The sequence below is a fragment of the Acinetobacter sp. 228 genome, assembly GCF_048147885.1.
The window spans coordinates 33,417-53,378 of record NZ_JAYWYV010000016.1 but is presented as its reverse complement, the minus strand read 5'-3'; the positions used below and the strand labels follow the sequence as shown (position 1 = coordinate 53,378).

General features: G+C 43.9%; 23 protein-coding genes. 9 read left to right on the top strand and 14 right to left on the bottom strand.

Going from position 1 to position 19,962, the window contains the following annotated elements; translation table 11 throughout:
* Position 1: 1 nt before the first annotated feature.
* The 6 genes from VXQ92_RS11945 to VXQ92_RS11920 all read right to left on the bottom strand — a co-directional run bounded on the left by VXQ92_RS11945 (position 2) and on the right by VXQ92_RS11920 (position 4,962).
* Complete coding sequence (locus tag VXQ92_RS11945; protein WP_064101777.1) at positions 2–1,003, bottom strand: quinone-dependent dihydroorotate dehydrogenase; 1,002 nt, start codon at positions 1,001–1,003, stop codon at positions 2–4.
* A gap of 90 nt (positions 1,004–1,093) precedes the next feature.
* Positions 1,094–1,573 (bottom strand): type II secretion system protein GspM, encoded by a 480-nt coding sequence (gene gspM / locus VXQ92_RS11940; protein WP_064101776.1) that lies wholly within the window; start codon positions 1,571–1,573, stop codon positions 1,094–1,096.
* A complete protein-coding gene (gspL, locus tag VXQ92_RS11935) occupies positions 1,573–2,712 on the bottom strand; it encodes a type II secretion system protein GspL (protein WP_064101775.1) in 1,140 nt (379 codons plus the stop codon). The genes gspM and gspL overlap by 1 nt, the downstream gene beginning before the upstream one ends.
* Positions 2,713–2,741: 29 nt before the next feature.
* The gene (gene sixA / locus VXQ92_RS11930) at positions 2,742–3,197 is read right to left on the bottom strand and encodes a phosphohistidine phosphatase SixA (protein WP_064095854.1); all 456 of its coding nucleotides are present in this window, start codon (positions 3,195–3,197) and stop codon (positions 2,742–2,744) included.
* Positions 3,198–3,273: 76 nt separating this feature from the next.
* Positions 3,274–4,347, bottom strand: coding sequence for an NAD(P)H-dependent glycerol-3-phosphate dehydrogenase (locus tag VXQ92_RS11925; protein WP_416681846.1), 1,074 nt, complete (start codon positions 4,345–4,347; stop codon positions 3,274–3,276).
* Positions 4,348–4,380: 33 nt separating this feature from the next.
* Positions 4,381–4,962, bottom strand: a complete 582-nt coding sequence (locus tag VXQ92_RS11920; protein WP_416681844.1) for a nitroreductase family protein — start codon at positions 4,960–4,962, stop codon at positions 4,381–4,383.
* A gap of 260 nt (positions 4,963–5,222) precedes the next feature.
* On the opposite strand from VXQ92_RS11920, the gene VXQ92_RS11915 reads away from it, so the two are divergent.
* The gene (locus VXQ92_RS11915) at positions 5,223–5,603 is read left to right on the top strand and encodes a hypothetical protein (RefSeq protein ID WP_081406353.1); all 381 of its coding nucleotides are present in this window, start codon (positions 5,223–5,225) and stop codon (positions 5,601–5,603) included.
* 64 nt (positions 5,604–5,667) lie between these two features.
* Here VXQ92_RS11915 and rhlB read toward each other — a convergent pair whose 3' ends face one another.
* Positions 5,668–6,819, bottom strand: coding sequence for an ATP-dependent RNA helicase RhlB (gene rhlB / locus VXQ92_RS11910; RefSeq protein WP_064095851.1), 1,152 nt, complete (start codon positions 6,817–6,819; stop codon positions 5,668–5,670).
* 101 nt (positions 6,820–6,920) lie between these two features.
* On the bottom strand, positions 6,921–7,136 hold the full coding sequence (locus VXQ92_RS11905; RefSeq protein ID WP_004280099.1) for a cold-shock protein: 216 nt from the start codon (positions 7,134–7,136) through the stop codon (positions 6,921–6,923).
* A gap of 384 nt (positions 7,137–7,520) precedes the next feature.
* Here VXQ92_RS11905 and VXQ92_RS11900 point away from each other — a divergent pair, with 384 nt between their 5' ends.
* From VXQ92_RS11900 to VXQ92_RS11880, 5 genes are all read left to right on the top strand, one after another.
* Positions 7,521–7,754 (top strand): sulfurtransferase TusA family protein, encoded by a 234-nt coding sequence (locus VXQ92_RS11900; protein ID WP_416681842.1) that lies wholly within the window; start codon positions 7,521–7,523, stop codon positions 7,752–7,754.
* A 137-nt stretch (positions 7,755–7,891) separates the two neighbouring features.
* The gene (gene rpoH, locus VXQ92_RS11895) at positions 7,892–8,761 is read left to right on the top strand and encodes an RNA polymerase sigma factor RpoH (RefSeq protein WP_064095849.1); all 870 of its coding nucleotides are present in this window, start codon (positions 7,892–7,894) and stop codon (positions 8,759–8,761) included.
* A gap of 119 nt (positions 8,762–8,880) precedes the next feature.
* Positions 8,881–9,246, top strand: coding sequence for a DUF423 domain-containing protein (locus VXQ92_RS11890; RefSeq protein ID WP_064095848.1), 366 nt, complete (start codon positions 8,881–8,883; stop codon positions 9,244–9,246).
* 35 nt (positions 9,247–9,281) lie between these two features.
* Complete coding sequence (thiS, locus tag VXQ92_RS11885) at positions 9,282–9,479, top strand: sulfur carrier protein ThiS (RefSeq protein ID WP_416681841.1); 198 nt, start codon at positions 9,282–9,284, stop codon at positions 9,477–9,479.
* Between the two features lie 14 nt (positions 9,480–9,493).
* Complete coding sequence (locus VXQ92_RS11880) at positions 9,494–10,276, top strand: thiazole synthase (protein ID WP_004646601.1); 783 nt, start codon at positions 9,494–9,496, stop codon at positions 10,274–10,276.
* Positions 10,277–10,331: 55 nt separating this feature from the next.
* Here VXQ92_RS11880 and VXQ92_RS11875 read toward each other — a convergent pair whose 3' ends face one another.
* Positions 10,332–10,943, bottom strand: coding sequence for a glutathione binding-like protein (locus VXQ92_RS11875; protein WP_416681839.1), 612 nt, complete (start codon positions 10,941–10,943; stop codon positions 10,332–10,334).
* A gap of 217 nt (positions 10,944–11,160) precedes the next feature.
* On the opposite strand from VXQ92_RS11875, the gene VXQ92_RS11870 reads away from it, so the two are divergent.
* The gene (locus tag VXQ92_RS11870) at positions 11,161–12,606 is read left to right on the top strand and encodes a SulP family inorganic anion transporter (protein ID WP_416681837.1); all 1,446 of its coding nucleotides are present in this window, start codon (positions 11,161–11,163) and stop codon (positions 12,604–12,606) included.
* Between the two features lie 151 nt (positions 12,607–12,757).
* Positions 12,758–13,474 carry a tRNA (guanosine(46)-N7)-methyltransferase TrmB gene (gene trmB / locus VXQ92_RS11865; protein WP_064095843.1) on the top strand — a complete coding sequence of 239 codons (717 nt, stop codon included), beginning with the start codon at positions 12,758–12,760 and terminating at the stop codon, positions 13,472–13,474.
* Positions 13,475–13,572: 98 nt separating this feature from the next.
* On the opposite strand, the gene VXQ92_RS11860 is transcribed toward trmB, so the two are convergent.
* The 5 genes from VXQ92_RS11860 to VXQ92_RS11840 form a co-directional block, all read right to left on the bottom strand.
* Positions 13,573–14,343, bottom strand: coding sequence for a Rossmann-like and DUF2520 domain-containing protein (locus VXQ92_RS11860; protein WP_416681863.1), 771 nt, complete (start codon positions 14,341–14,343; stop codon positions 13,573–13,575).
* 82 nt (positions 14,344–14,425) lie between these two features.
* Positions 14,426–15,223 (bottom strand): thioesterase family protein, encoded by a 798-nt coding sequence (locus tag VXQ92_RS11855; RefSeq protein ID WP_416681835.1) that lies wholly within the window; start codon positions 15,221–15,223, stop codon positions 14,426–14,428.
* A 62-nt stretch (positions 15,224–15,285) separates the two neighbouring features.
* Positions 15,286–15,954: a class I SAM-dependent methyltransferase gene (locus tag VXQ92_RS11850; RefSeq protein ID WP_416681834.1), complete on the bottom strand. Its 669-nt coding sequence runs from the start codon at positions 15,952–15,954 to the stop codon at positions 15,286–15,288.
* Between the two features lie 266 nt (positions 15,955–16,220).
* Positions 16,221–17,909, bottom strand: coding sequence for an AMP-binding protein (locus VXQ92_RS11845; protein WP_144724398.1), 1,689 nt, complete (start codon positions 17,907–17,909; stop codon positions 16,221–16,223).
* 97 nt (positions 17,910–18,006) lie between these two features.
* Positions 18,007–18,642 (bottom strand): TetR/AcrR family transcriptional regulator, encoded by a 636-nt coding sequence (locus tag VXQ92_RS11840; protein ID WP_064095839.1) that lies wholly within the window; start codon positions 18,640–18,642, stop codon positions 18,007–18,009.
* 147 nt (positions 18,643–18,789) lie between these two features.
* On the opposite strand from VXQ92_RS11840, the gene VXQ92_RS11835 reads away from it, so the two are divergent.
* Positions 18,790–19,962 (top strand): isovaleryl-CoA dehydrogenase, encoded by a 1,173-nt coding sequence (locus VXQ92_RS11835; protein ID WP_191730697.1) that lies wholly within the window; start codon positions 18,790–18,792, stop codon positions 19,960–19,962.

Genomic DNA, 19,962 nt, shown 5'->3' with positions numbered 1-19,962 from the left:
TTTAAAGTGCGTCTACACAATCTTTTACAAGTTTAGGGCCAGTATAGATGAGGCCACTATAAATTTGTACAAGGCTGGCACCTGCGTGTTTCTTGGCAGCAGCATCTGCACCCGAAAGAATACCACCCACACCAATCAATGGGATTTGTCCTTTTAATACCGCAGCAAATGCAGCCAGACATGCGGTACTTTTCTCAAATACTGGCGCGCCAGACAAACCGCCCGCTTCCTCTGCATGCTCCAAACCCTCTACGCCTTCACGTGACAGCGTGGTATTGGTCACGATCAGGCCATCAATCTTGAACCGCAATAACTGCTTGGCAATAAAGGCAATATCGCTGTTATCCAGATCAGGCGCCACTTTGAGTACCAAAGGTACATAATGCTGGTATTCCTGAGCCAATTCAAGCTGACGGTTCTTCAATGTTTCTAGCAGTTCGGTGAGTGCGTCACCACTTTGCAGGCTGCGCAGATTTTTGGTATTGGGAGAAGAAATGTTGACGGTAATATAAGAAGCATAATTATAGACTTTTTCTAAACAGATAAGGTAATCATCTACTGCTTTTTCTACCGGAGTGTCAGCGTTTTTACCGATATTAATACCGAGAATGCCTTTAAATTTGGCCACTTTGACATTTTCGACCAGCTGATCCACACCATCATTGTTAAAGCCCATACGGTTAATAATGGCTTTGGCCTGTGGTAAACGAAACAGACGTGGATGAGGATTACCGGCTTGCGGTCGCGGGGTAATGGTACCAATTTCAATAAAACCAAAACCTTGGCTGGCAAGGGCATCAATATAGGCACCATTTTTGTCTAAACCTGCTGCAAGACCCACCGGATTGGGAAATTCGATTCCCATACAGGTCACAGGTTTCGCAGCAACATTTTGACGCATCAAGCCCATCTTATGGGATGATTTCAATAGTGATAATGTCAGCTCATGTGCACGCTCTGGTGCTAAAGAAAACAACAAAGGGCGGGCTAGAGAATACAACATATCCAGAAAAGTCTACTGCTTTTTAAGTCGGCATATTATAGGCATAGGCAGACAAAAAAACCATGCTTTGCAAATCTTTATTTTTACCGTTTACTGTATGGTCGCTGTTAATTTAATCTGTCCTGCTTCATTATTTAGTTCCATTTTCTCGATACTTAGCCCCATTTGTGCCAGTTGGGTCAGGAAGTTTGCCAGTACTGCATAATTTTCATGCATGACCGCCAATTGAATTTTTTCTTCTATTTGCTGGGAAGCCACAGACAGCCCTTGTTGCTGTGCGACCCGTTGTACTTTCTCCGCAGCTTCCAGTTGTATGTCTCCAGCCGGTTTCATGGTCACTGCATTACTTTGCATCCAGACAATAGTATCCTTCAGCTGATTCAAACGCTTCTGCTGGTTGTTAGCCGCCTGATGCATGTACCAGAGTGCAGAACTGACCGCAGCCACTATTACAAAAATAGTGGTAAATATCACCAAGATCCGTTCACGTGCCGAAAGGCTGTCCAGATAATCACTCAGTCTTTCAAAAGACTGATCCATACGATGTTGTAGTGTTTCAATCGCTTTCATTATTGGATCCTCACTATTCCGATCGCGTCAGCTCCACCGGCCTGAATATTCCCCAGCTCCACCTTTAAGCCTTGCTGGCCCAATTGCTCGGTCAGTGCATTCAATCTTTCTGATGAACTGGCCTTAAGCTCCATACTCAGCACAGAAGTATCATAATTTACCCGTTGTGCCACAATCTGATTCTGCATCAAGACTGGCCCTACCCGACCAATAAGCTGCAATGCATGCGTGTCTGCAATCTGACTTTGGCGCAACTGCGCTTCAAACTGACTTTTGATATTCTGCTCAGTAACCGGATAATTTTGCCCAAACCAGTATTTAAACTGATCAATAGCCTGTGCAGCCGTCTGATTTGCCACTTTTTTATATTGATACCAGCGTACCGCATCATAACTAAACTGCAATACCAAAATACCCAGAAAAACCGCAGCGCAGGCTTTCCAGTAACCGGAAATAGTGCCATCGGATTTTGCTTTAGGTAACACATTAAAAGGATGCTGTTTCGGTTTCTTCAACACTGGAATGCTATATTGAAAAGACTCCAGTTGCTCCTGCGTAACCAGGGCTTCAAGACTGCGCAACTGCTCCTGATTCAGGTTGCTGACCTTATAGCGGATATCCTTAGGCTGATAATCCAGATAAAGGCTCAGATCATCCAGCGACTGACCCATATATTCTGATTCGCGCACCAGCAGACGCCCACCGATTTGCGCAATTACACGCTGATTGGTTTCAGGAGCCGGCAGCACTAAAAAATCCGGCAATAGCGCTGCCAGCTTGACTGGAATCAGGCTGAGAGAGTGCTGCAGAGTCTCCAGAGTAGAATTTGCAATGCCCATAATAGTAATTTGATCCGGCTGCTGAAAATGATGCAGCACTTTCATGGCATCTACCGGCAGCACCACATATTCTTCAAGCAAATATTTAATGCCATCATTGCCCATTTTCTTATATTGGCTCTTGGGCAAGGTCTGCTGCAAAATTTGTACATGACGGCTCGGAAAAAACACCACCGCGTCCTCACCATGATGAGCCTGTATATCCTGAATCAGCTGCTCAAGTGTGGCAGCAGCATTCCAGAATTCCCCAGTTGACCATTGCCAAACTCCATTGGCTTCTGGCATCCATAAATACAACATTGATTTTGTTCTGCCGTTCTAATTAATTTTTATAGGGTAGGAATAAAGCTTTTTATCTGTGTGGATAAACCAGGTGCAATCACTGCCTGATCATACATACGCGCCTCTGCCAAGGCATAGGGATGAAAAGATTCAGCCAGCAGGATGGACGACATATGGGCCACAACGTTCATATGGCATACCACTACAATCGACTCATACGGAAGTTGCGACAGCCATTCTACTGCAACTTTGGCATCATCATCGGGTTTAATTGTATTGCAGATCACTACCGGCACATCTTTAAAATACTGCTGCAAATGTGCCAGAGTTTCCTGGGCACGCAATAAAGGACTGACCACAAATACATCGGGCCTAATCTGCTCTTTTAAGAATTGTGCAGTTTGCTCAGCCTGCTGATGACCACGCTCCGTCAGCGGACGTTTAGTGTCATTACCATTTACTGGTGGGGCTGCCTCGCCATGTCTAACTAAAGTCAGTTGCATTTCATTTCCTTATATTCGTATGCCTGCATGATATACAGCGGATATGACATTTCGCAGACAGTCCTTGTGTTATAGATCAGACTTGATGGTGTGGCAAGACAAATTCGACATCACTGCGATGACCGTTTTTCATCAGAGACAAGGCAATATTGAGCGGCGGTGCACCTTCGAAAATCACATCATACAAGGCAGAAGTAATAGGCATGTACACACCCAGATCTTCAGAACGCGCCTTGACTTGTACAATGGTATTGATTCCTTCGGCAGTTTGGCCTAATTCAGTTGTTGCCTGCTCCAGAGTCTTGCCTTTGCCAAGTGCATAACCCACCTGATAATTACGGCTAAGCGGGCTGTTACACGTTGCAAATAAATCACCCACACCGGAAAGTCCAAGGAATGTCAGCGGATTGGCACCGAGCCTTACCGCAAAACGGCTCATTTCAGCCAAAGCACGGGTCAGGATCATACTCTTAGTATTTTCACCCACGTTGTACGCTGCTGCCATACCCATCGCTACTGCATAGATATTTTTTAATGCGCCGCCAAGTTCCACCCCATGCACATCATCACTGGCAAACACACGGAACAATGCACTATGCAGGGCTTGCTGTACTGCATAACGTACCAGTTCAGAATGACTGGCAATCACGGTTCCTGCCGGCTGACCTGCTACGATTTCTTTTGCCAGATTAGGTCCCGATAACACCCCATAAGGCACCTCCGGCAATTCCTCACGAATAATATCACTCATAAAGCTGAAGGTCAGTGCTTCAATCCCTTTGGTCAGGGAGATTACTGCCTGCGAGGTAATAAAAGGTTTAATTTGCTGCAGGACTTCCCGGAAAGAATGACTTGGAATCGCCACTAAAATAATATCGCGATTGCGTACTGCCTGTTCCAGATCTGAAACCGCCAGCAGATCTTTTTCCAACTGAAAATCTGGCAAATAGCGTTTATTGATATGGGTCGCATTAATATCCGCCGCGGCTGCTTCATCACGAATCCAGATCATGGTATTACAGCCGTTACGCACTGCAGTATTGGCCATTGCCGTACCAAAACTCCCCCCGCCCAATACCGTTACTCTTAAAGCTGTCTTATGATCAACTGCAACCGGTTCTACCAGTTCTGAAAAATTTAATTCTGACATCTTATGTTTTAATATCCTGTTATGCCGTACAAACTAGTTGTTCTGATTCCAGTAACTTACAAAATCACCGGTTTGAATCTCTGCACGCGGGGGAATGGCTTTTGCTGCAGTACCAATATAAATAATACCCGATACCAGATCATCTTTTGAAATTCCCAATGCCTGCTTAAACAGACCAGACTCGACTACAGCGCCGCTACGCCACATGGTTGAGAAACCCTGAACCTGAAGTGATAGCAGAAAATTCTGAATGGCTGCGCCCGAACTGAGAATTTGTTCAAAATAGGGAACTTTAGGATGATCCTGCAATCGGGTTAAAGCAAGTACTAACAAAGGAGCGCGAAACGGGTGATTCTTGACCCGCTCAATCTGCGCTGTTTCAGTTTCACCCAAATCGATGAGCGCCTGCGACAGCAATTCTCCAAAGGCTTCACGTTGATCATCAGGAATCACGACAAATGTGGTAGGCTTGAGTCGATGATGATCGGGTGCAGTTAATGCTGCCTGAAAGGCTTTTTCCAGCTGTTCTGCATTGGGTGCCGGTGCCAGCAGATGACCAATCGATTGCCGTTGGTGAATATTTTGATGAACGATATCAATCGCAGATTCTGTCATTACCCTGTAGATCTATACTTAAAAAACCATACTCAAGATTAGCATATTCAAAGAAAAATACGCTAGAAACTTCAAAGCAATTACACAAGCTTGAAACGTCTTCAAAAATGCAGCCACATTATTTCTCAATCGTTTACTGCTCGATATTTCACCTAAACCACATAGATATATACTAAAAATTGCCAAACCTATACAACAGCTACAAAATCTGAGCTGCTTGCCATGTTGAAATAATTAGCATCCTATTTAATCGAGATCTCATGATGAAAAAAACAATCACTTTCAGCGGATTGGCTATTTCCGCATTACTGCTTACTGCCTGTGCATCAAATCCGACTGCCTTGGCCGTTCAAAAGGAAAATAACCAGTATGAGGTGACTGGATTAGGTAAAAATCAACTGACCTCAAAAAACAATGCGATTACTGCGGCCAATAAAGCCTGTGGCTCCAGATCAACTCCAATTATTATAGATGAACAGACAGCTTATAATGGCGCCTTAAAAGGTGTGGTCGATGAGCAAACAGGACAAATGATTCAGGCAGCAGCCACCGTACTCGGGAATATCGCAGGCACCAACACCGGTTTAAACCAGAATGATGACTATCAAACCGTTCTCACATTCCGCTGTCAGGCCAAATAGACTTTCCTGTGAAGCATGTAATAAAAAAACCGCTCTGAGAGCGGTTTTTAATGGCTTGGATTAATTAACAGTAACCTTCCAGACGGGTCAAAGGCAATTTTTGCCCAATGGCTTTTTCAATTTCCGGAAGATAGAACGCATCATCTTCAGACAAGAAACTGATACTTACACCTTGCGCACCGGCACGGCCTGTACGACCAATACGATGTACATAATCATCTGACTGTTCTGGCAAGGTAAAGTTCACCACATGAGATACATTATCTACATGAATACCACGTCCTGCCACATCCGTCGCAATCATAATATTATGCTGACCATTTTTAAATTGATCTAACATTTTCGTGCGTTTATCTTGCGCGATTTCACCAGACAACATCACCACCTTATAACCATCCCGTTTTAAATGATCATAAAGTTTACGTACCTGATCCCGACGGTTGGCGAAAATCATGACTTTCTCAATCGGTTCATCACGCAGAATTTCTTGCAATAGTTTATATTTATCTGATTTTGCCACCATATAAACCCGTTGCTCGACATCAGCATTGGTTTTCTTTTCTGGCTCAATTTCAACCGTGACCGGCTCAAACAGCCATTGCTGCGCAAGATTTAACACATCATAGCTAAATGTTGCAGAGAACATTAAAGTCTGACGCTGCTCTTTACGTGGCGAGAAACGTACAATCCGTTTAACCGATGGAATGAAACCCATATCCAGTAGACGGTCTGCTTCATCAATGACTAAAAATTCAATTTGATCAAGCCAGACTTCTTTTTGCTCAATAAAGTCGATCAAACGACCTGGAGTTGCGACCAAGATATCAACAGGCGCTTTATTCAGTTGATTTTTTTGCTTGTCAAAATCCACACCACCCAGCAAGGTCACTACATGTAAACCCGCATATTTCGCCAGGTGCTGTGCATCGCTTTCGATCTGCAATGCCAGTTCACGGGTCGGTGCCAGAATCAGGGCACGCGGCTCACCACGATAACGTTGTTCCTGAATCGGATTATTTAACAGATCGTTCATGATACTAATTAAAAAGGCCGCAGTTTTACCTGTACCTGTCTGTGCACGGCCAATTGCATCATGTCCTGCCAGCGTGAATTTTAAAACCTTCTGCTGGATAGGCGTCATGTGGGTAAAGCCTAAAGCATCAATCGCTTTTTTTAAATCGGGATGTAAATTTAAGGTTTCAAAACCAGATGACATAAAGCGGTGCTCTAATTGGGTAATCACTAAGATAGAAGTAGTATAAACAAAAAACGCCCCAAATTATATTGGAGCGTTTTCTTTTTAGCTTAATCCGAAGATTAGTCTAATGGTTGAACTTCTTCAGCTTGAAAGCCTTTTTGACCTTTAACAACACTGAATTCAACACGTTGGCCGTCACGAAGTGAACGGTGGCCGTCACCTTGGATAGCACGGAAATGAACAAATACGTCATCACCGCCGTTACGTTGAATAAAGCCGAAGCCTTTAGTATCGTTAAACCACTTAACTACACCTTGTTCGCGAGCAGCTGTCATAAGTTAATCCTCATTGAAACTAAAAAAAGGACCACCCGGTGTTGCAAACAGCAGAGCAAACAAGTTTGAAAATATTATTTTTAAGCTTGTAATCATTCTGTAAAACTATCAACAAAATCCCGGTTACATCCATTTATGTAATAGGGTGAAAAACAATCACTTTGTTTATTCAAAGTCCCAAATACGCAACGAGCTTAACATGGGTTTATCACAATTAATAGATTTTTTTTAGCATGTTCTGTTTGATTTAGTTATTTTTTTAATAAAAATTGTCAAAAGACTTTATAAATTCATTTACCTATATCATTGTATTTTAATTAGTTTGGTTCTGGCATCAAATTTGCTACTATTTATAGCCTTTTCTGTTGACGAAATAAAACCCTAATGTTTGAAGATTCAGCGCATTTCAACCTTATAGATGCCATGGGAAAACCGTGCCCGATGCCATTATTAATGTTAAAGCGGGCATTAAAGGCTGGAAAGCATACAATATTCCTGCTCAAATCATCTGATCCGCATAGTCAGATTGATATCAGCCGTTATTGCCAGTTGCATCAGCTCAAGCTTGAATTTAAAAAAATTTCCGATACAGAGTTTCACTACTTGATTGAATCTTAAAAATTTTCAATTAAACTGTTGGTCTCTGCTTCCGTATACTTATTTACATTTCTCTACCCAAATATCCATTATTTGAGGAGAGATTGGATTAAGATAAAACCTAGTTTAGGGTTATCCCCGCACTTCAAGGAGAACACATGAGTGACAGCCGCAATCAGTTGATGCCCCTGTCATTATCGGCGCCAGGTGTCAACCTCGGTGCTTATATCAGCACTGTCAATCAGATTCCGATTTTAACAGCCGAACAAGAAAAAGAGTTGGCTGAACGCTATTACTATGACCAAGATTTAGACGCAGCGAAAATGCTGGTCATGTCGCACTTGCGTTTTGTGGTGCATATCGCACGTAGTTACGCAGGTTACGGTTTGCCACAAGGCGACCTGATCCAGGAAGGTAACCTGGGTCTAATGAAAGCTGTGAAACGTTTTGACCCGAATATGGGCGTACGTCTAGTATCATTTGCCGTGCACTGGATCAAGGCAGAAATTCATGAATACGTGATCCGTAACTGGCGTATTGTAAAAATCGCCACTACTAAAGCACAGCGCAAACTGTTTTTTAATCTGCGTAGCCTGAAAAAATCATCGAAAAAGTTGACGCTCGAAGAAGCCCAGTCAATTGCGAATGACTTAAATGTTACTCCAGAACAAGTACTGGAAATGGAAGGCCGTCTGACAGCATATGATGCTGCTTTTGATGCATCAAGTGATGACGACGATGAAGGTTCCACCCATGTAGCACCAGCGTTGTATCTTGAAGACAACCGCTATGATCCGGCTCGTCTGATTGAAAATGAAGACTATGAAGAACAAAGTACTTCTGCCCTGCACGAAGCCATGGACCAGCTGGATGACCGTTCACGGAATATTCTGCAACGCCGTTGGTTAGACGACGAGAAATCGACCCTGCATGAGCTTGCAGCCGAATATAATGTTTCTGCGGAACGTATTCGTCAGCTGGAAAAAAATGCCATGGAAAAAATTAAAGTAGCAATGTCATCCAATTAACACCAAATTCTGTTACTGATTTATTTTTAAAAAGCCTTCCTTCAGGAAGGCTTTTTTATGTCCGCATTTTGAATTTATGCTAAGGTTAAGTGCAAACTTTATCAGGAAGATCAATTCAAATGTGGATTGCGATTTCAGCACTCAATCTGGCCCTGGCAGTCATGCTCGGTGCTTTTGGTGCACATGGTTTAAAAGCACGTGCAACTGAGGTACAGCTCGGCTGGTGGCAAACGGCAACAGATTATTTTTTCTATCATGCCTTAGGACTACTGATTCTTTCTCTGCTCGCGAAAGTCATTCCTGCACTACCGATTCAGTGGAGCTTCGGACTGATTCAGGTTGGTATTTTACTGTTTTCTGGCTCACTGTATATCATGGCCTTAGGATTACCCCGCGGTTTAGGGGTGATTACACCTATTGGCGGTGCTTTAATGATTGCCGGATGGTTAATTCTGGCCTGGAATGCTTTAAAATACGCCAGATAAGTCTGAACACCACTTAATCATGGAGGGTTGCTAGAATGATGATTTACATCAATGGCGAACAACAGGAAACTCACTGCAAGAATCTGCTGGAACTGATTCAGAGTATGGCGCTTGAGGGTAAGCGTTTTGCAGTTGAAATCAACGAAATGATTATTCCTAAAAGCAGATTGGGCGATACGCCGATTTGCGATACAGACAAAATCGAAATTATTCACGCAGTCGGTGGCGGCTAATACTCGGGACAATTATGCAAGATTTATTACAGATTGGTTCACGCCAATTCCAGTCACGCCTTTTGGTAGGCACAGGCAAATACAAAGATTTAAATGAAACCCAGCAGGCCATTGAAACCAGTGGTGCCGAGATTGTCACTGTCGCTATTCGCCGGGTCAATATTGGCCAAGATCCTGACCAGCCGAATCTGCTATCAGTGATTCCTCCGGAAAAATATACCATTTTGCCGAATACTGCAGGTTGCTTCGATGCCAATAGTGCCGTCCGCACCTGCATGCTGGCGCGTGAGCTGCTCGATGGTCACAATCTGGTCAAACTGGAAGTATTGGGTGACGAAAAAACGCTTTACCCAAACGTGACCGAAACACTAAAAGCTGCTCGTACCTTGATTGATGATGGCTTTGAGATCATGGTCTATACCTCGGATGATCCGATCGTGGCGCAAGAACTGGAAAGCATGGGCTGTGTCGCGATTATGCCATTGGGTAGCCTGATCGGTTCAGGTCTTGGTATTTTAAATCCACACACCCTGTCAATCATCAAGGAAAATGCCAAAGTGCCGGTTCTGGTCGATGCCGGTGTCGGTACAGCAAGTGATGCCGCGATTGCGATGGAACTGGGTTGTGATGGTGTACTCATGAATACAGCGATTGCAGCTGCACAAAATCCGGTATTGATGGCATCTGCGATGAAAAAAGCCGTTGAAGCAGGCCGAGAAGCTTTTCTTGCAGGCCGTATGCCACGTAAACGTATGGCCAATGCCAGCTCGCCGGAAACCGGCTATTTCTTTAAATAAATTTTCATAAACAAAAATAAAGGACTCGATTGAGTCCTTTATTTTTTTCCAGTAATTAAGGAATTAGACCTTCATCACGCATGGCAATCTGTACAGACTGGCGTTCAGCCACTTTATTACGGATATGAATAATATTTTTATATGGACTCAGATCATGCTCAATCTGGTTCGACCAGTTGGTCAAGACAAACAGATAAGCATCCGCAGGACCAAAGTTATCATCCACCAGATAATCATTTTCCGATTCACCAATCGCTTTATCGATATAACTCAATAGACGATCAATCTCCGCATAGGCTTTTTTCTTTTCATCGTCAGATAACTTGTCACCAAAGAACACCGCATAGGCATCATGCAATTCCGAATTCAGATAACCTAACCATTCCAGCACTTTGGCACGTCCCATGCCCGATGGTGGAATCAGATCTTGTTTTGGATCGTGTTGAGCAAGAAACGGTAGAATTGCAACATTTTCTGTCAGGATCAGACCAGGATTAATTTCTAACGCTGGTACATAACCTTTAGGATTAACTTCGTAATAATCCGTACCTTTTTCTGTTTTATGTGTTTTTAAATCAACACGTTCCAAATCAAAATCGACATTAATTTCATTTAAAATAATATGAGCTGCCAGTGAGCATGCCCCTGGCGAATAGTAAAGCTTCATTTCTGATCCTTGTTATACACTTCTCAATGTTTTAAATCGCTTCTAACAAACTTTCAAGTGATCAAACCTGTAAATTGCAAAAAAGCCTAACTGTCATTTCAGGACAGTTACTCATTCAATATTCAGGATATTCCGGGCTTTTGCAAGTCAATCTTGTGTAGATTTTTATCTCTATCTGTTTAACATACACAGGTTTTCAAAATATAGATGATATTCCGTGATTAGCCTGAAAAAAGAAGAATGGTTTTCCAATATCCGCACAGATGTACTGGCAGGTCTGGTGGTGGGACTTGCCCTGATTCCTGAATCAATTGCCTTTTCTGCCATTGCCGGTGTCGATCCGCAAGTCGGTTTGTATGCCTCTTTCTGTATTGCGGTATCCATTGCTTTTTTTGGCGGCCGTCCTGCCATGATTTCCGCAGCTACAGGCGCAATGGCGCTTTTGATGATTACCTTGGTAAAAGAACATGGTCTGCAATATCTGCTGGCTGCCACAATTCTGACCGGTATCATTCAGGTCATTGCCGGTTATTTTAAAGTCGCTAAATTAATGCGTTTTGTATCGCAGGCGGTGGTATACGGATTTTTGAATGCCTTGGCGATCCTGATATTTGTGGCACAAATCCCGGAAATTAAGCAGATGGAGAGCACCGGTTATCTGTTTATTGCGATTGGTCTGGCAATTATTTATCTGTTTCCTTATCTCCCTAAAATTGGTAAAGCCATTCCCTCACCTTTGATCTGTATTATCGTCTTAAGTGGGCTGGCGCTGTTGTTGGGTGCAGATATGCGTACCGTGAGTGATCTGGGACAATTCCCGGATACCTTGCCGGTATTCCTGATTCCAGAAATTCCACTCAATCTGGAAACCTTGCAAATTATCCTGCCTTATTCCTTTACCTTGGCAACTGTTGGTTTGCTGGAAAGCATGATGACCACTACGGTCATTGATGAAGTGACCAGAACTGAAGGTGACCGTCATCAGGAATGTCGTGGTCAGGGTATGGCCAATATTGTCAGCGGCTTTATGGGTGGGATGGCCGGGTGTGCCATGATCGGCCAGTCAATTATCAATGTGTCTTCAGGGGCACGTACCCGTTTATCGACTCTGGTCGCTGGTGTGTTTCTGCTCTGTCTCGTGGTTTTTTTGAAAGACTGGCTGGCTTATATCCCAATGGCAGCACTGGTTGCGATCATGATTATGGTGGCATTTACCACCTTTCAATGGGGAGCAATCAAGCAATTCAGCAAACATCCGCTAGAATTCAATACCGTGATGATTGCCGTGATTATTGTCGTGCTTGCCACTCATAATCTGGCGCTTGGTGTATTTGTCGGCGTATTGCTCTCTGCCCTGTTCTTTATTAATAAACTGGAAAGAACCGTACATGTCTATACGCATTTAAATGCAGCCAATTCACGTAGCTATGTTATTTCTGGACAAATTTTCTTTAGCAGTACAGAAAAATTCTATCAGTTCTTTGATTTTAAAGAAAAGCTTGAGCATGTGGAACTGGATCTGACCCATGCGCATGTCTGGGACGTGACTTCGGTCAATATGCTGAATAACGTGATTCAGAAGTTTAAAGCCCAAGGTATAGATGTAAGGGTAATCGGTTTAAATGAAGCCAGCAGTACACTGATTGACCGTTTTAGTAGCTGATGAATGATGATTAATAAAAGAGCCTCGATTGGCTCTTTTACTTTATCTGGAAGATCTTGCCGATTTTTATGGAGAAATACCGAGAAAAGTTTGACTTGCTCGGCTCAGGACTTAAAATACCGCATTCTGAATTTTTAGATTTGCCAAAGTTATGTCGAACGATCAATTAGACCAGCAAGTCGTGGAGCTGGAAAACTTAAGCGAGCACCGTGAAATCGTGACGTTTATGCGCCGCTCAATGCCGCTAAACACCTCCCAACGTACTGCGCTTGAACAATATGGTCACTTAATTTTGGAATATCCAGTCGGTGATTTGCGTCAGCACTTTGAACATCCTCAACGTCCTTTGACTGTAGAAATCGGTTTTGGTATGGGCCGTTCACTGGTATTGATGGCCAAAGCCAATCCTGAGCGAAACTTTGTCGGAATTGAAGTCCATGTACCGGGTATTGCCCAGTGCGTGTATGAAGCAGGTGTTGAAGGCTTGACTAATTTACGTGTGCTAGATGCTGATGCAATTCAGGTATTACGTGAAATGCCAGATAATAGTATTAATGCAGTTCAGTTATACTTCCCTGATCCATGGCAGAAAAAGCGTCATTTTAAACGCCGCTTTGTTTCACATGAGCGTATGCCACTGGTGGAGCAAAAGCTGGAGCTTGGCGGAACTTTCCATGCTGCAACGGACTGGGAGCCGTATGCTGAATGGATGATTGAAGTATTGGAAGAACGTCCACGACTGGAAAATCTGGCGGGCAAAGGCAACAGCTACCCTCGTCCGGAATGGCGTCCACAAACCAAGTTTGAACGTCGCGGCATTGAAGCCGGTCACAAGATTAATGATTTTATCTTCAAGAAAATTTCTTAATCCAAGATTCAAAAAAGCGCTGATTAATCAGCGCTTTTTTATGGGAAAAATTTGGCTTTGAACCCTGCTCCGCAGATAAATCATCAGATTCTTCATTCCTAATGACGCCTGAGTATCTGCTGGCTCAACAGCTGATAGACATTTTGCAAATCTTCTCGTTGCATATTGGCCAACATCTGCTGATGCATATTCAAGATATTCTGATCACCACGCATCGCTGGACCAGTCTGCATTTGTTTAGGATCATTCTGAGTGGCTTTACTGGCGGTTTCCAGCATCAAGGGATACAGCAAACTGAAATCGACCTGTTGTACATCAACCACCTGCTTGGCCATGTCATAACAATAATTGGCAAAATTACAGGCAAATACCGCTGCAAGATGCAAACTGAGACGTTGACTAGAACTATAAGTATAAACACGATTGCTTAGGCTATTTGCTAGTTCTAATAATAAGATTTGGTCCTGTTCATTCACCGCTTCAATCAACAGTGGCGTCTGCTGCCAATCAATCTGGCGTTCCAGACTAAAGGTCTGTAAAGGATAGAATACGCCTGCACGCGCATGCACATTTTTCAGTAAATCGAGAGGGGTACTGCCAGAGGTATGTACGATCAGATTCTGCTGCAGATACGGATGAATCTGTTCAATGACGTTGGTAATCGACTGATCACTTACCGCGATAATGACCAGATCTACCTCATGATCCAGCTGTTCAGGCTCAGCGATTGCCTGAGCTTTAAATTGCTCAGCCAGTTGCTGTGCTTTTTCTAGGGTTCGACTGTAGATCTGTACGATCTCATGTTGTGCTGACAATACAAGGGCAAGATGATATGCCACTCGCCCTGCCCCAATCATACTGATCCGCATCTGCTGTTCTTCCTGATAAATTACGCACAGCATGCCAATAAATAAAGATTGAGGCAATTGGCCTTGATGTTTCGAATAGACTTTAGAGCTTTCGCAGGGTCAGAATCTGTTCACTTCGACCAAAAGGTCCATGAACATCATGCAGAATCCCGCTGGTTAAACCAATACCATCTTCACCATATTGCTGCACCACTTCCAGCCCCAGCCATTTACCCTGCGGCAGACGGTGCATATGAATCTGCAGGTCCAGATTCGGAAATCCCCAACCGGAATTCGGGTCCTGACGTGGCACGATGCCATTGGCCGTATCGACCATACCAAGTAAACGGCTAAAGTCTGTCGTCGGTTGGCCTTCTACCATGTCCAGCGAATTTCTCAGCCAAACAATGCCCTTGCCTGCACAATGGTCAGCATGCGCACGGGTTTCAATACTCTGGATATAACCGCCCGGCCAGCAACGCATACCCTCCCAAACCGGTAAATATTCTGGACTTTCAATCGGAAAGTCTTCCACTCCGGCAATGGCCTTGGTATCTGAAGTTAGCATTCTCCAGGCACGTGCCACGATACAGGTTTTACCATTGGCACACATTTCAGCTTCAACCAGTTCGATGGTTTTACCTGGACGGATCATACGCGTAGTAATTGAAAATTCACCAAAGGCAATCAGGCCAAAAATATCCAGGCCGACCCGACCGATGCGCATGTCTTCACGTGGCTGAAACTGTTCCAGTTCGACGCATAGAATACCGGTGGCTGGCGCCATGTGCTGCTCATGCGGATTCCATGCACCTTGTGCATGAATATTAGAACGGTAATAAGCCGTAGTACTGCCATCTGCATGCTGTTCGCGCTGAATAAAACTGTAATATGCCGACATTGTTTTAATACTTCCCTGAATATTCACTTAAACTTTAGAGTTTACAAAAAGTTCTTTAATCTTTATTTTCTGAGCAAAAAGCCATGATAATTCATGATTTGACAATAAATTTTGCACTGTTTAAATCCGACTTTGGTTAAAAGTGCTGTAAAATTTTGCGCAGATAACAAGTGAAAATCCTGCTCCAAGCGTTCAATCATCTTGTTACTTTGCACCACGCTTAACCCTGTCTGTTGTGCCAGCTTCTGCATAATTTTGATGTCTTGCTGATCTTCGGGTTGCATCAGATCATAGGTCAATGCAAGACCATTGGTTTTAAGACACTGATGGATAGCCTGAAAAAATCCGTTTTTTTCGGAATTTGGAATGAAATGTGCCACCAGAATGGCCAACGCAGCATCAAACGTATCTGGCTGATTCAAATCTTGGATTGTGCTTTGGATAAGTTGTACCCTTTGTTGATCTATGGAATTCAGATTTTTACTAGCCTGTTCCAGCATGGCTGCTGATGGATCAATTGCAGTAAAGATCCAGTCTGGATAACGCTGCAATAAATAGGACAGTTCATAACCCGTCCCGCAACCCACTACCAAAATATGGGCGGTTTCCGGGAGTTCAATGCTGAGAATTGCTTCAATCTGCTGATGCACCAGTTCATAACCGGGAATCAGTTTACGGATGTGATCGTCATAACTGGCGACCACGACTTCACTGTGAAAGTTTTTTGCCATATTTTTACTCTAAATCTATGCACGAATCTAAAACTCAGGCGGGTCTTTAGATAGATTGAATATTTAAATCTTGTAGCTTGGTCTTATTTGCTGTTTTCTTGAAATTTGATCATAGGCCCGGCGACATGGATGTCGCCATTTTGCTTACTTTTGGCCCATCAAAAGTAAGAAAAGCCTGAACATTGATATCGAAACCGTTATATAAATGGAGGCAATGCATGCATTAAATACTGCTTTGCCCCACTTAAGAATTGCATCAATACAATTTAAGCAATCTCTTTCAAGTTCAACTCTTCACGCATAAATTCACGCAATTTGAACTTCTGCGCCTTCCCTGAAGCCGTCATCGGGAATTCATGGAAGAAACGCACATAACGCGGCACTTTGTTATGCGAGATATGTTCTGCACAATACTCACGGATTACGTCTTCGGTACAAGGATCATTTTCATGCAGGATGATACAAGCACAAAGCTCTTCTCCATATTTATGGTCTGGTACCCCAATCACCTGTACATCTGAAACAGCCGGATGGGTATAAAGGAAATCTTCAATTTCTTTCGGGAACAGGTTTTCCCCACCACGAATGACGACATCCTTGATTCGCCCCTTGATTTTGACAAAGCCCTCATCATCCATTTCAGCAATATCACCGGTATGCATCCAGCGCGCTGTATCAATCACTTCCTGGGTTTTATCCTGGTCTTCCCAGTAACCGAGCATTACGGAATAACCGCGTACACATAGCTCGCCCAATTGGCCGCGTGGCACGACCTTGCCACTTTCATCCACAATTTTGACTTCCAGATGCGGATGTACCCGACCAACCGTACTGACACGTTGTTCAACACTGTCTTCAGTAGAACTTTGTGCACTTACTGGCGCAGTTTCGGTCATACCATAACAGATGGTAATTTCAGACATATGCATACGTTCAATCACGCGCTGCATAATCTCCTGCGGGCATGGACTACCCGCCATAATCCCGGTACGCAGACTGGACAGATCAAATTCGTCAAACTGTTCATGCTCAAGAATGGCGATAAACATGGTCGGCACACCATAAGCCGCGGTACATTTTTCCTGCTGGATGGCTTTCAGGGTTTCCAGCGGATTAAACACGGCAGACGGATAAATCATGGCAGAACCGTGCGTAATACAGGCCAGATTACCCATCACCATGCCAAAACAATGAAATAAAGGAACTGAAATACAGACGCGGTCTTCTGGACCTAAATGAATCGCTTCACCGACAAAGTACCCATTATTTAAAATATTATTATGGGTCAGCATGGTGCCTTTCGGATTGCCCGTGGTGCCCGAGGTAAACTGGATATTAATGGTTTCATCGAACTGCAATTCACTGGAGATCTGTTGCAGTTGTTGCAGCTCTTGTTCGCCAGGCGAGCTCAGCAAATCCTGAAACCGGTGGATGCCGGTATGCTGCTGGTCATCAATTTTAATCACATGTTTTAAATGCGGCAGGCGCTCTGCATTAAGAAATTTATCTTCGGTTTCCTGCAATTCCGGTGCAATTTTAGTCAGAATTTCCTGATAGTCCGTCGTTTTAAACTGGGAAGCAATCACCAATCCCTTACAAGACACCTTGTTCAGCACATATTCCAGTTCATTGCTTTTATAAGCGGGATTCAGGTTAACCAGAATAATACCTGCCTTGAAGGCTGCAAACTGGGTAATGGTCCATTCCACACAGTTCGGCGACCAGATCGCCAGACGATCTCCTTTTTGCATACCCAGTTTCAGCAGCTGACAAGCAAAGGCATTGACCTGTTCCTGTAGCTGCCGGTAACTGAGACGTATGTTCTGGTGCAGACTAACCACTGCATCACTTTGTGCATACTGCTCACAAGCCTGATCAAATTTTTCACCAATCGTCATGCCCAATAAAGGCTGGCTGCTGGTTCCATAGGCATAGCTTAACCGTACTTGTGTCATTGAATCGATCTCCTTGATTCTTTGTAATTCTGATTTTCAACTTTACTAATTGTTTTATGACCACGACGACCTTGTCTGTGTGCCTGTTTTTGTGTGCTTATGCTGCTGGATTTCCCTCCTGTCGACGTACTGCGTTAACACAAAAATCGGCAATCTGTTTGACAAAGTGATCCTTATATTTCTGATCAAACATCACATTGCGGGACGGATTCAAAGGTTCGATTACCACAAAGGTCATGGCGCCAACCACACCTAGTGCTGCGGTATTCAAATCTTCAAATTCGAATTCTCCATTGACCTTTCCTTCGGCCAGAATCTCCTTAATGCTCTGCTTGAGCAGCTGCTTACTGCGAAAACGCTCATGTTCCATTTCCGGATCAACCGGCTCGAACATCAGTGAATATGCCAATTGAGGGCTATTCATGGCACGCTTCACAAAAGTTGTAACAGATTTTTGCAATTTCAGTCTTGCCGATAAATCCGATTCAGCAATATGGACTAAAATTCCGACTTCATGCTGAATTGCCGCCGACAAAACCTCAATTAAAATCTGGCTTTTATTCTCGAAATACCGATAGACCAGCCCTGTAGATACGCCTGCGCGTTCTGCAATCGCCTGTATCGACGCCTCTTTAAAGCCCCCTTCAGTAATCAGTTCACGAGCAGATTGCAAAATCGACAGACGATTTTGTTCCATCCGTTCCTGCATCAATGATGATCTTTTATAACTCATAAAATTAATCTCAACAAGATAAAATGAATTGTAAATCATTTTGTGAATATAGATTCACTTTTTTATTTTTTCGTTGTATGTTAAACCTCAAGCACAACAAAAATGCTTTTTTGGACACAACAAATATAACCTCAGGATGGATGAAGAATGAATTTACAAAGCTTGGATTTCGGTTTAGATGAAACTCTGATTGCGCTTCGTGATTCAGTGGCCGCATTTTGCGCCAAGGAAATTGCCCCGATTGCCCAACAGGTCGACCGTGACAATGAGTTTCCGGCTCAACTCTGGAAAAAATTTGGCGAGATGGGCCTGCTCGGTTTAACGGTCAGTGAGGAATATGGCGGTTCAAATTTCGGTTATCTGGCCCATATCATTGCCATGCAGGAAATTTCCCGTGCTTCAGCATCCATTGGTTTGTCCTATGGCGCACATTCTAACCTATGTGTGAACCAAATTAAGCGAAATGGTACGGAAGAACAGAAACAGCGTTATCTGCCTAAACTGATTTCAGGTGAATATGTCGGTGCCTTGGCAATGTCTGAACCGAATGCAGGCTCGGATGTGGTGAGCATGAAGCTCAAAGCGGAAGACAAAGGCGATCACTACCTGCTGAATGGTTCAAAAATGTGGATCACCAATGGTGGCGATGCCGATGTCCTGGTGGTCTATGCAAAAACTGATTTGCAGGCCGGTGCCAAAGGCATGACTGCCTTTCTGGTAGAGAAAAATATGCCAGGTTTCAGCCATGGCACGCATTTGGACAAACTGGGTATGCGCGGTTCCAATACTTATCCGCTATTTTTTGACAATGTTGAAGTTCCGAAAGAAAACGTCATGGGCGGCGTCGGCAATGGCACCAAAGTCTTGATGAGCGGGCTGGATTACGAGCGGGCTGTATTGAGTGCCGGCCCGCTGGGGATTATGGATGCCTGCATGGACACCGTGATTCCGTATATTCATGACCGTAAACAGTTTGGTCAGGCACTGGGTGAATTCCAGTTAATGCAGGGCAAAATCGCTGACATGTATTCGACCTGGCTGGCATGTAAGGCACTGGTTTATGCGGTCGGCGCCGAATGTGACAAGGCCGAACATAGCCGTAGTCTGCGTAAAGATGCTGCCAGTGCCATTTTATATGCTGCTGAAAAAGCGACCTGGATGGCGGGTGAAACCATTCAGACTTTAGGTGGTAACGGTTATATCAACGAGTTTGCTGCAGGCCGTTTATGGCGCGATGCCAAACTGTATGAAATTGGCGCCGGTACTTCAGAAATCCGCCGCATGCTGATTGGCCGTGAACTTTTCAACGAAACAGCCTAA

Excerpts from the sequence above, each read along its gene's own strand:
- VXQ92_RS11860 (WP_416681863.1), bottom strand. The coding sequence starts at position 14,343 with ATGCGGATCAGTATGATTGGGGCAGGGCGAGTGGCATATCATCTTGCC.
- VXQ92_RS11925 (WP_416681846.1), bottom strand. The coding sequence starts at position 4,347 with ATGTCAGAATTAAATTTTTCAGAACTGGTAGAACCGGTTGCAGTTGAT.
- VXQ92_RS11845 (WP_144724398.1), bottom strand. The coding sequence starts at position 17,909 with ATGACACAAGTACGGTTAAGCTATGCCTATGGAACCAGCAGCCAGCCT.
- VXQ92_RS11835 (WP_191730697.1), top strand. The coding sequence starts at position 18,790 with ATGAATTTACAAAGCTTGGATTTCGGTTTAGATGAAACTCTGATTGCG.
- gspL (WP_064101775.1), bottom strand. The coding sequence starts at position 2,712 with ATGTTGTATTTATGGATGCCAGAAGCCAATGGAGTTTGGCAATGGTCA.
- VXQ92_RS11915 (WP_081406353.1), top strand. The coding sequence starts at position 5,223 with ATGATGAAAAAAACAATCACTTTCAGCGGATTGGCTATTTCCGCATTA.
- VXQ92_RS11905 (WP_004280099.1), bottom strand. The coding sequence starts at position 7,136 with ATGACAGCTGCTCGCGAACAAGGTGTAGTTAAGTGGTTTAACGATACT.
- VXQ92_RS11855 (WP_416681835.1), bottom strand. The coding sequence starts at position 15,223 with ATGTCGGCATATTACAGTTTTATTCAGCGCGAACAGCATGCAGATGGC.
- gspM (WP_064101776.1), bottom strand. The coding sequence starts at position 1,573 with ATGAAAGCGATTGAAACACTACAACATCGTATGGATCAGTCTTTTGAA.
- VXQ92_RS11900 (WP_416681842.1), top strand. The coding sequence starts at position 7,521 with ATGTTTGAAGATTCAGCGCATTTCAACCTTATAGATGCCATGGGAAAA.
- VXQ92_RS11850 (WP_416681834.1), bottom strand. The coding sequence starts at position 15,954 with ATGGCAAAAAACTTTCACAGTGAAGTCGTGGTCGCCAGTTATGACGAT.
- trmB (WP_064095843.1), top strand. The coding sequence starts at position 12,758 with ATGTCGAACGATCAATTAGACCAGCAAGTCGTGGAGCTGGAAAACTTA.
- rpoH (WP_064095849.1), top strand. The coding sequence starts at position 7,892 with ATGAGTGACAGCCGCAATCAGTTGATGCCCCTGTCATTATCGGCGCCA.
- rhlB (WP_064095851.1), bottom strand. The coding sequence starts at position 6,819 with ATGTCATCTGGTTTTGAAACCTTAAATTTACATCCCGATTTAAAAAAA.
- thiS (WP_416681841.1), top strand. The coding sequence starts at position 9,282 with ATGATGATTTACATCAATGGCGAACAACAGGAAACTCACTGCAAGAAT.
- sixA (WP_064095854.1), bottom strand. The coding sequence starts at position 3,197 with ATGCAACTGACTTTAGTTAGACATGGCGAGGCAGCCCCACCAGTAAAT.
- VXQ92_RS11875 (WP_416681839.1), bottom strand. The coding sequence starts at position 10,943 with ATGAAGCTTTACTATTCGCCAGGGGCATGCTCACTGGCAGCTCATATT.
- VXQ92_RS11920 (WP_416681844.1), bottom strand. The coding sequence starts at position 4,962 with ATGACAGAATCTGCGATTGATATCGTTCATCAAAATATTCACCAACGG.
- VXQ92_RS11945 (WP_064101777.1), bottom strand. The coding sequence starts at position 1,003 with ATGTTGTATTCTCTAGCCCGCCCTTTGTTGTTTTCTTTAGCACCAGAG.
- VXQ92_RS11890 (WP_064095848.1), top strand. The coding sequence starts at position 8,881 with ATGTGGATTGCGATTTCAGCACTCAATCTGGCCCTGGCAGTCATGCTC.
- VXQ92_RS11880 (WP_004646601.1), top strand. The coding sequence starts at position 9,494 with ATGCAAGATTTATTACAGATTGGTTCACGCCAATTCCAGTCACGCCTT.
- VXQ92_RS11840 (WP_064095839.1), bottom strand. The coding sequence starts at position 18,642 with ATGAGTTATAAAAGATCATCATTGATGCAGGAACGGATGGAACAAAAT.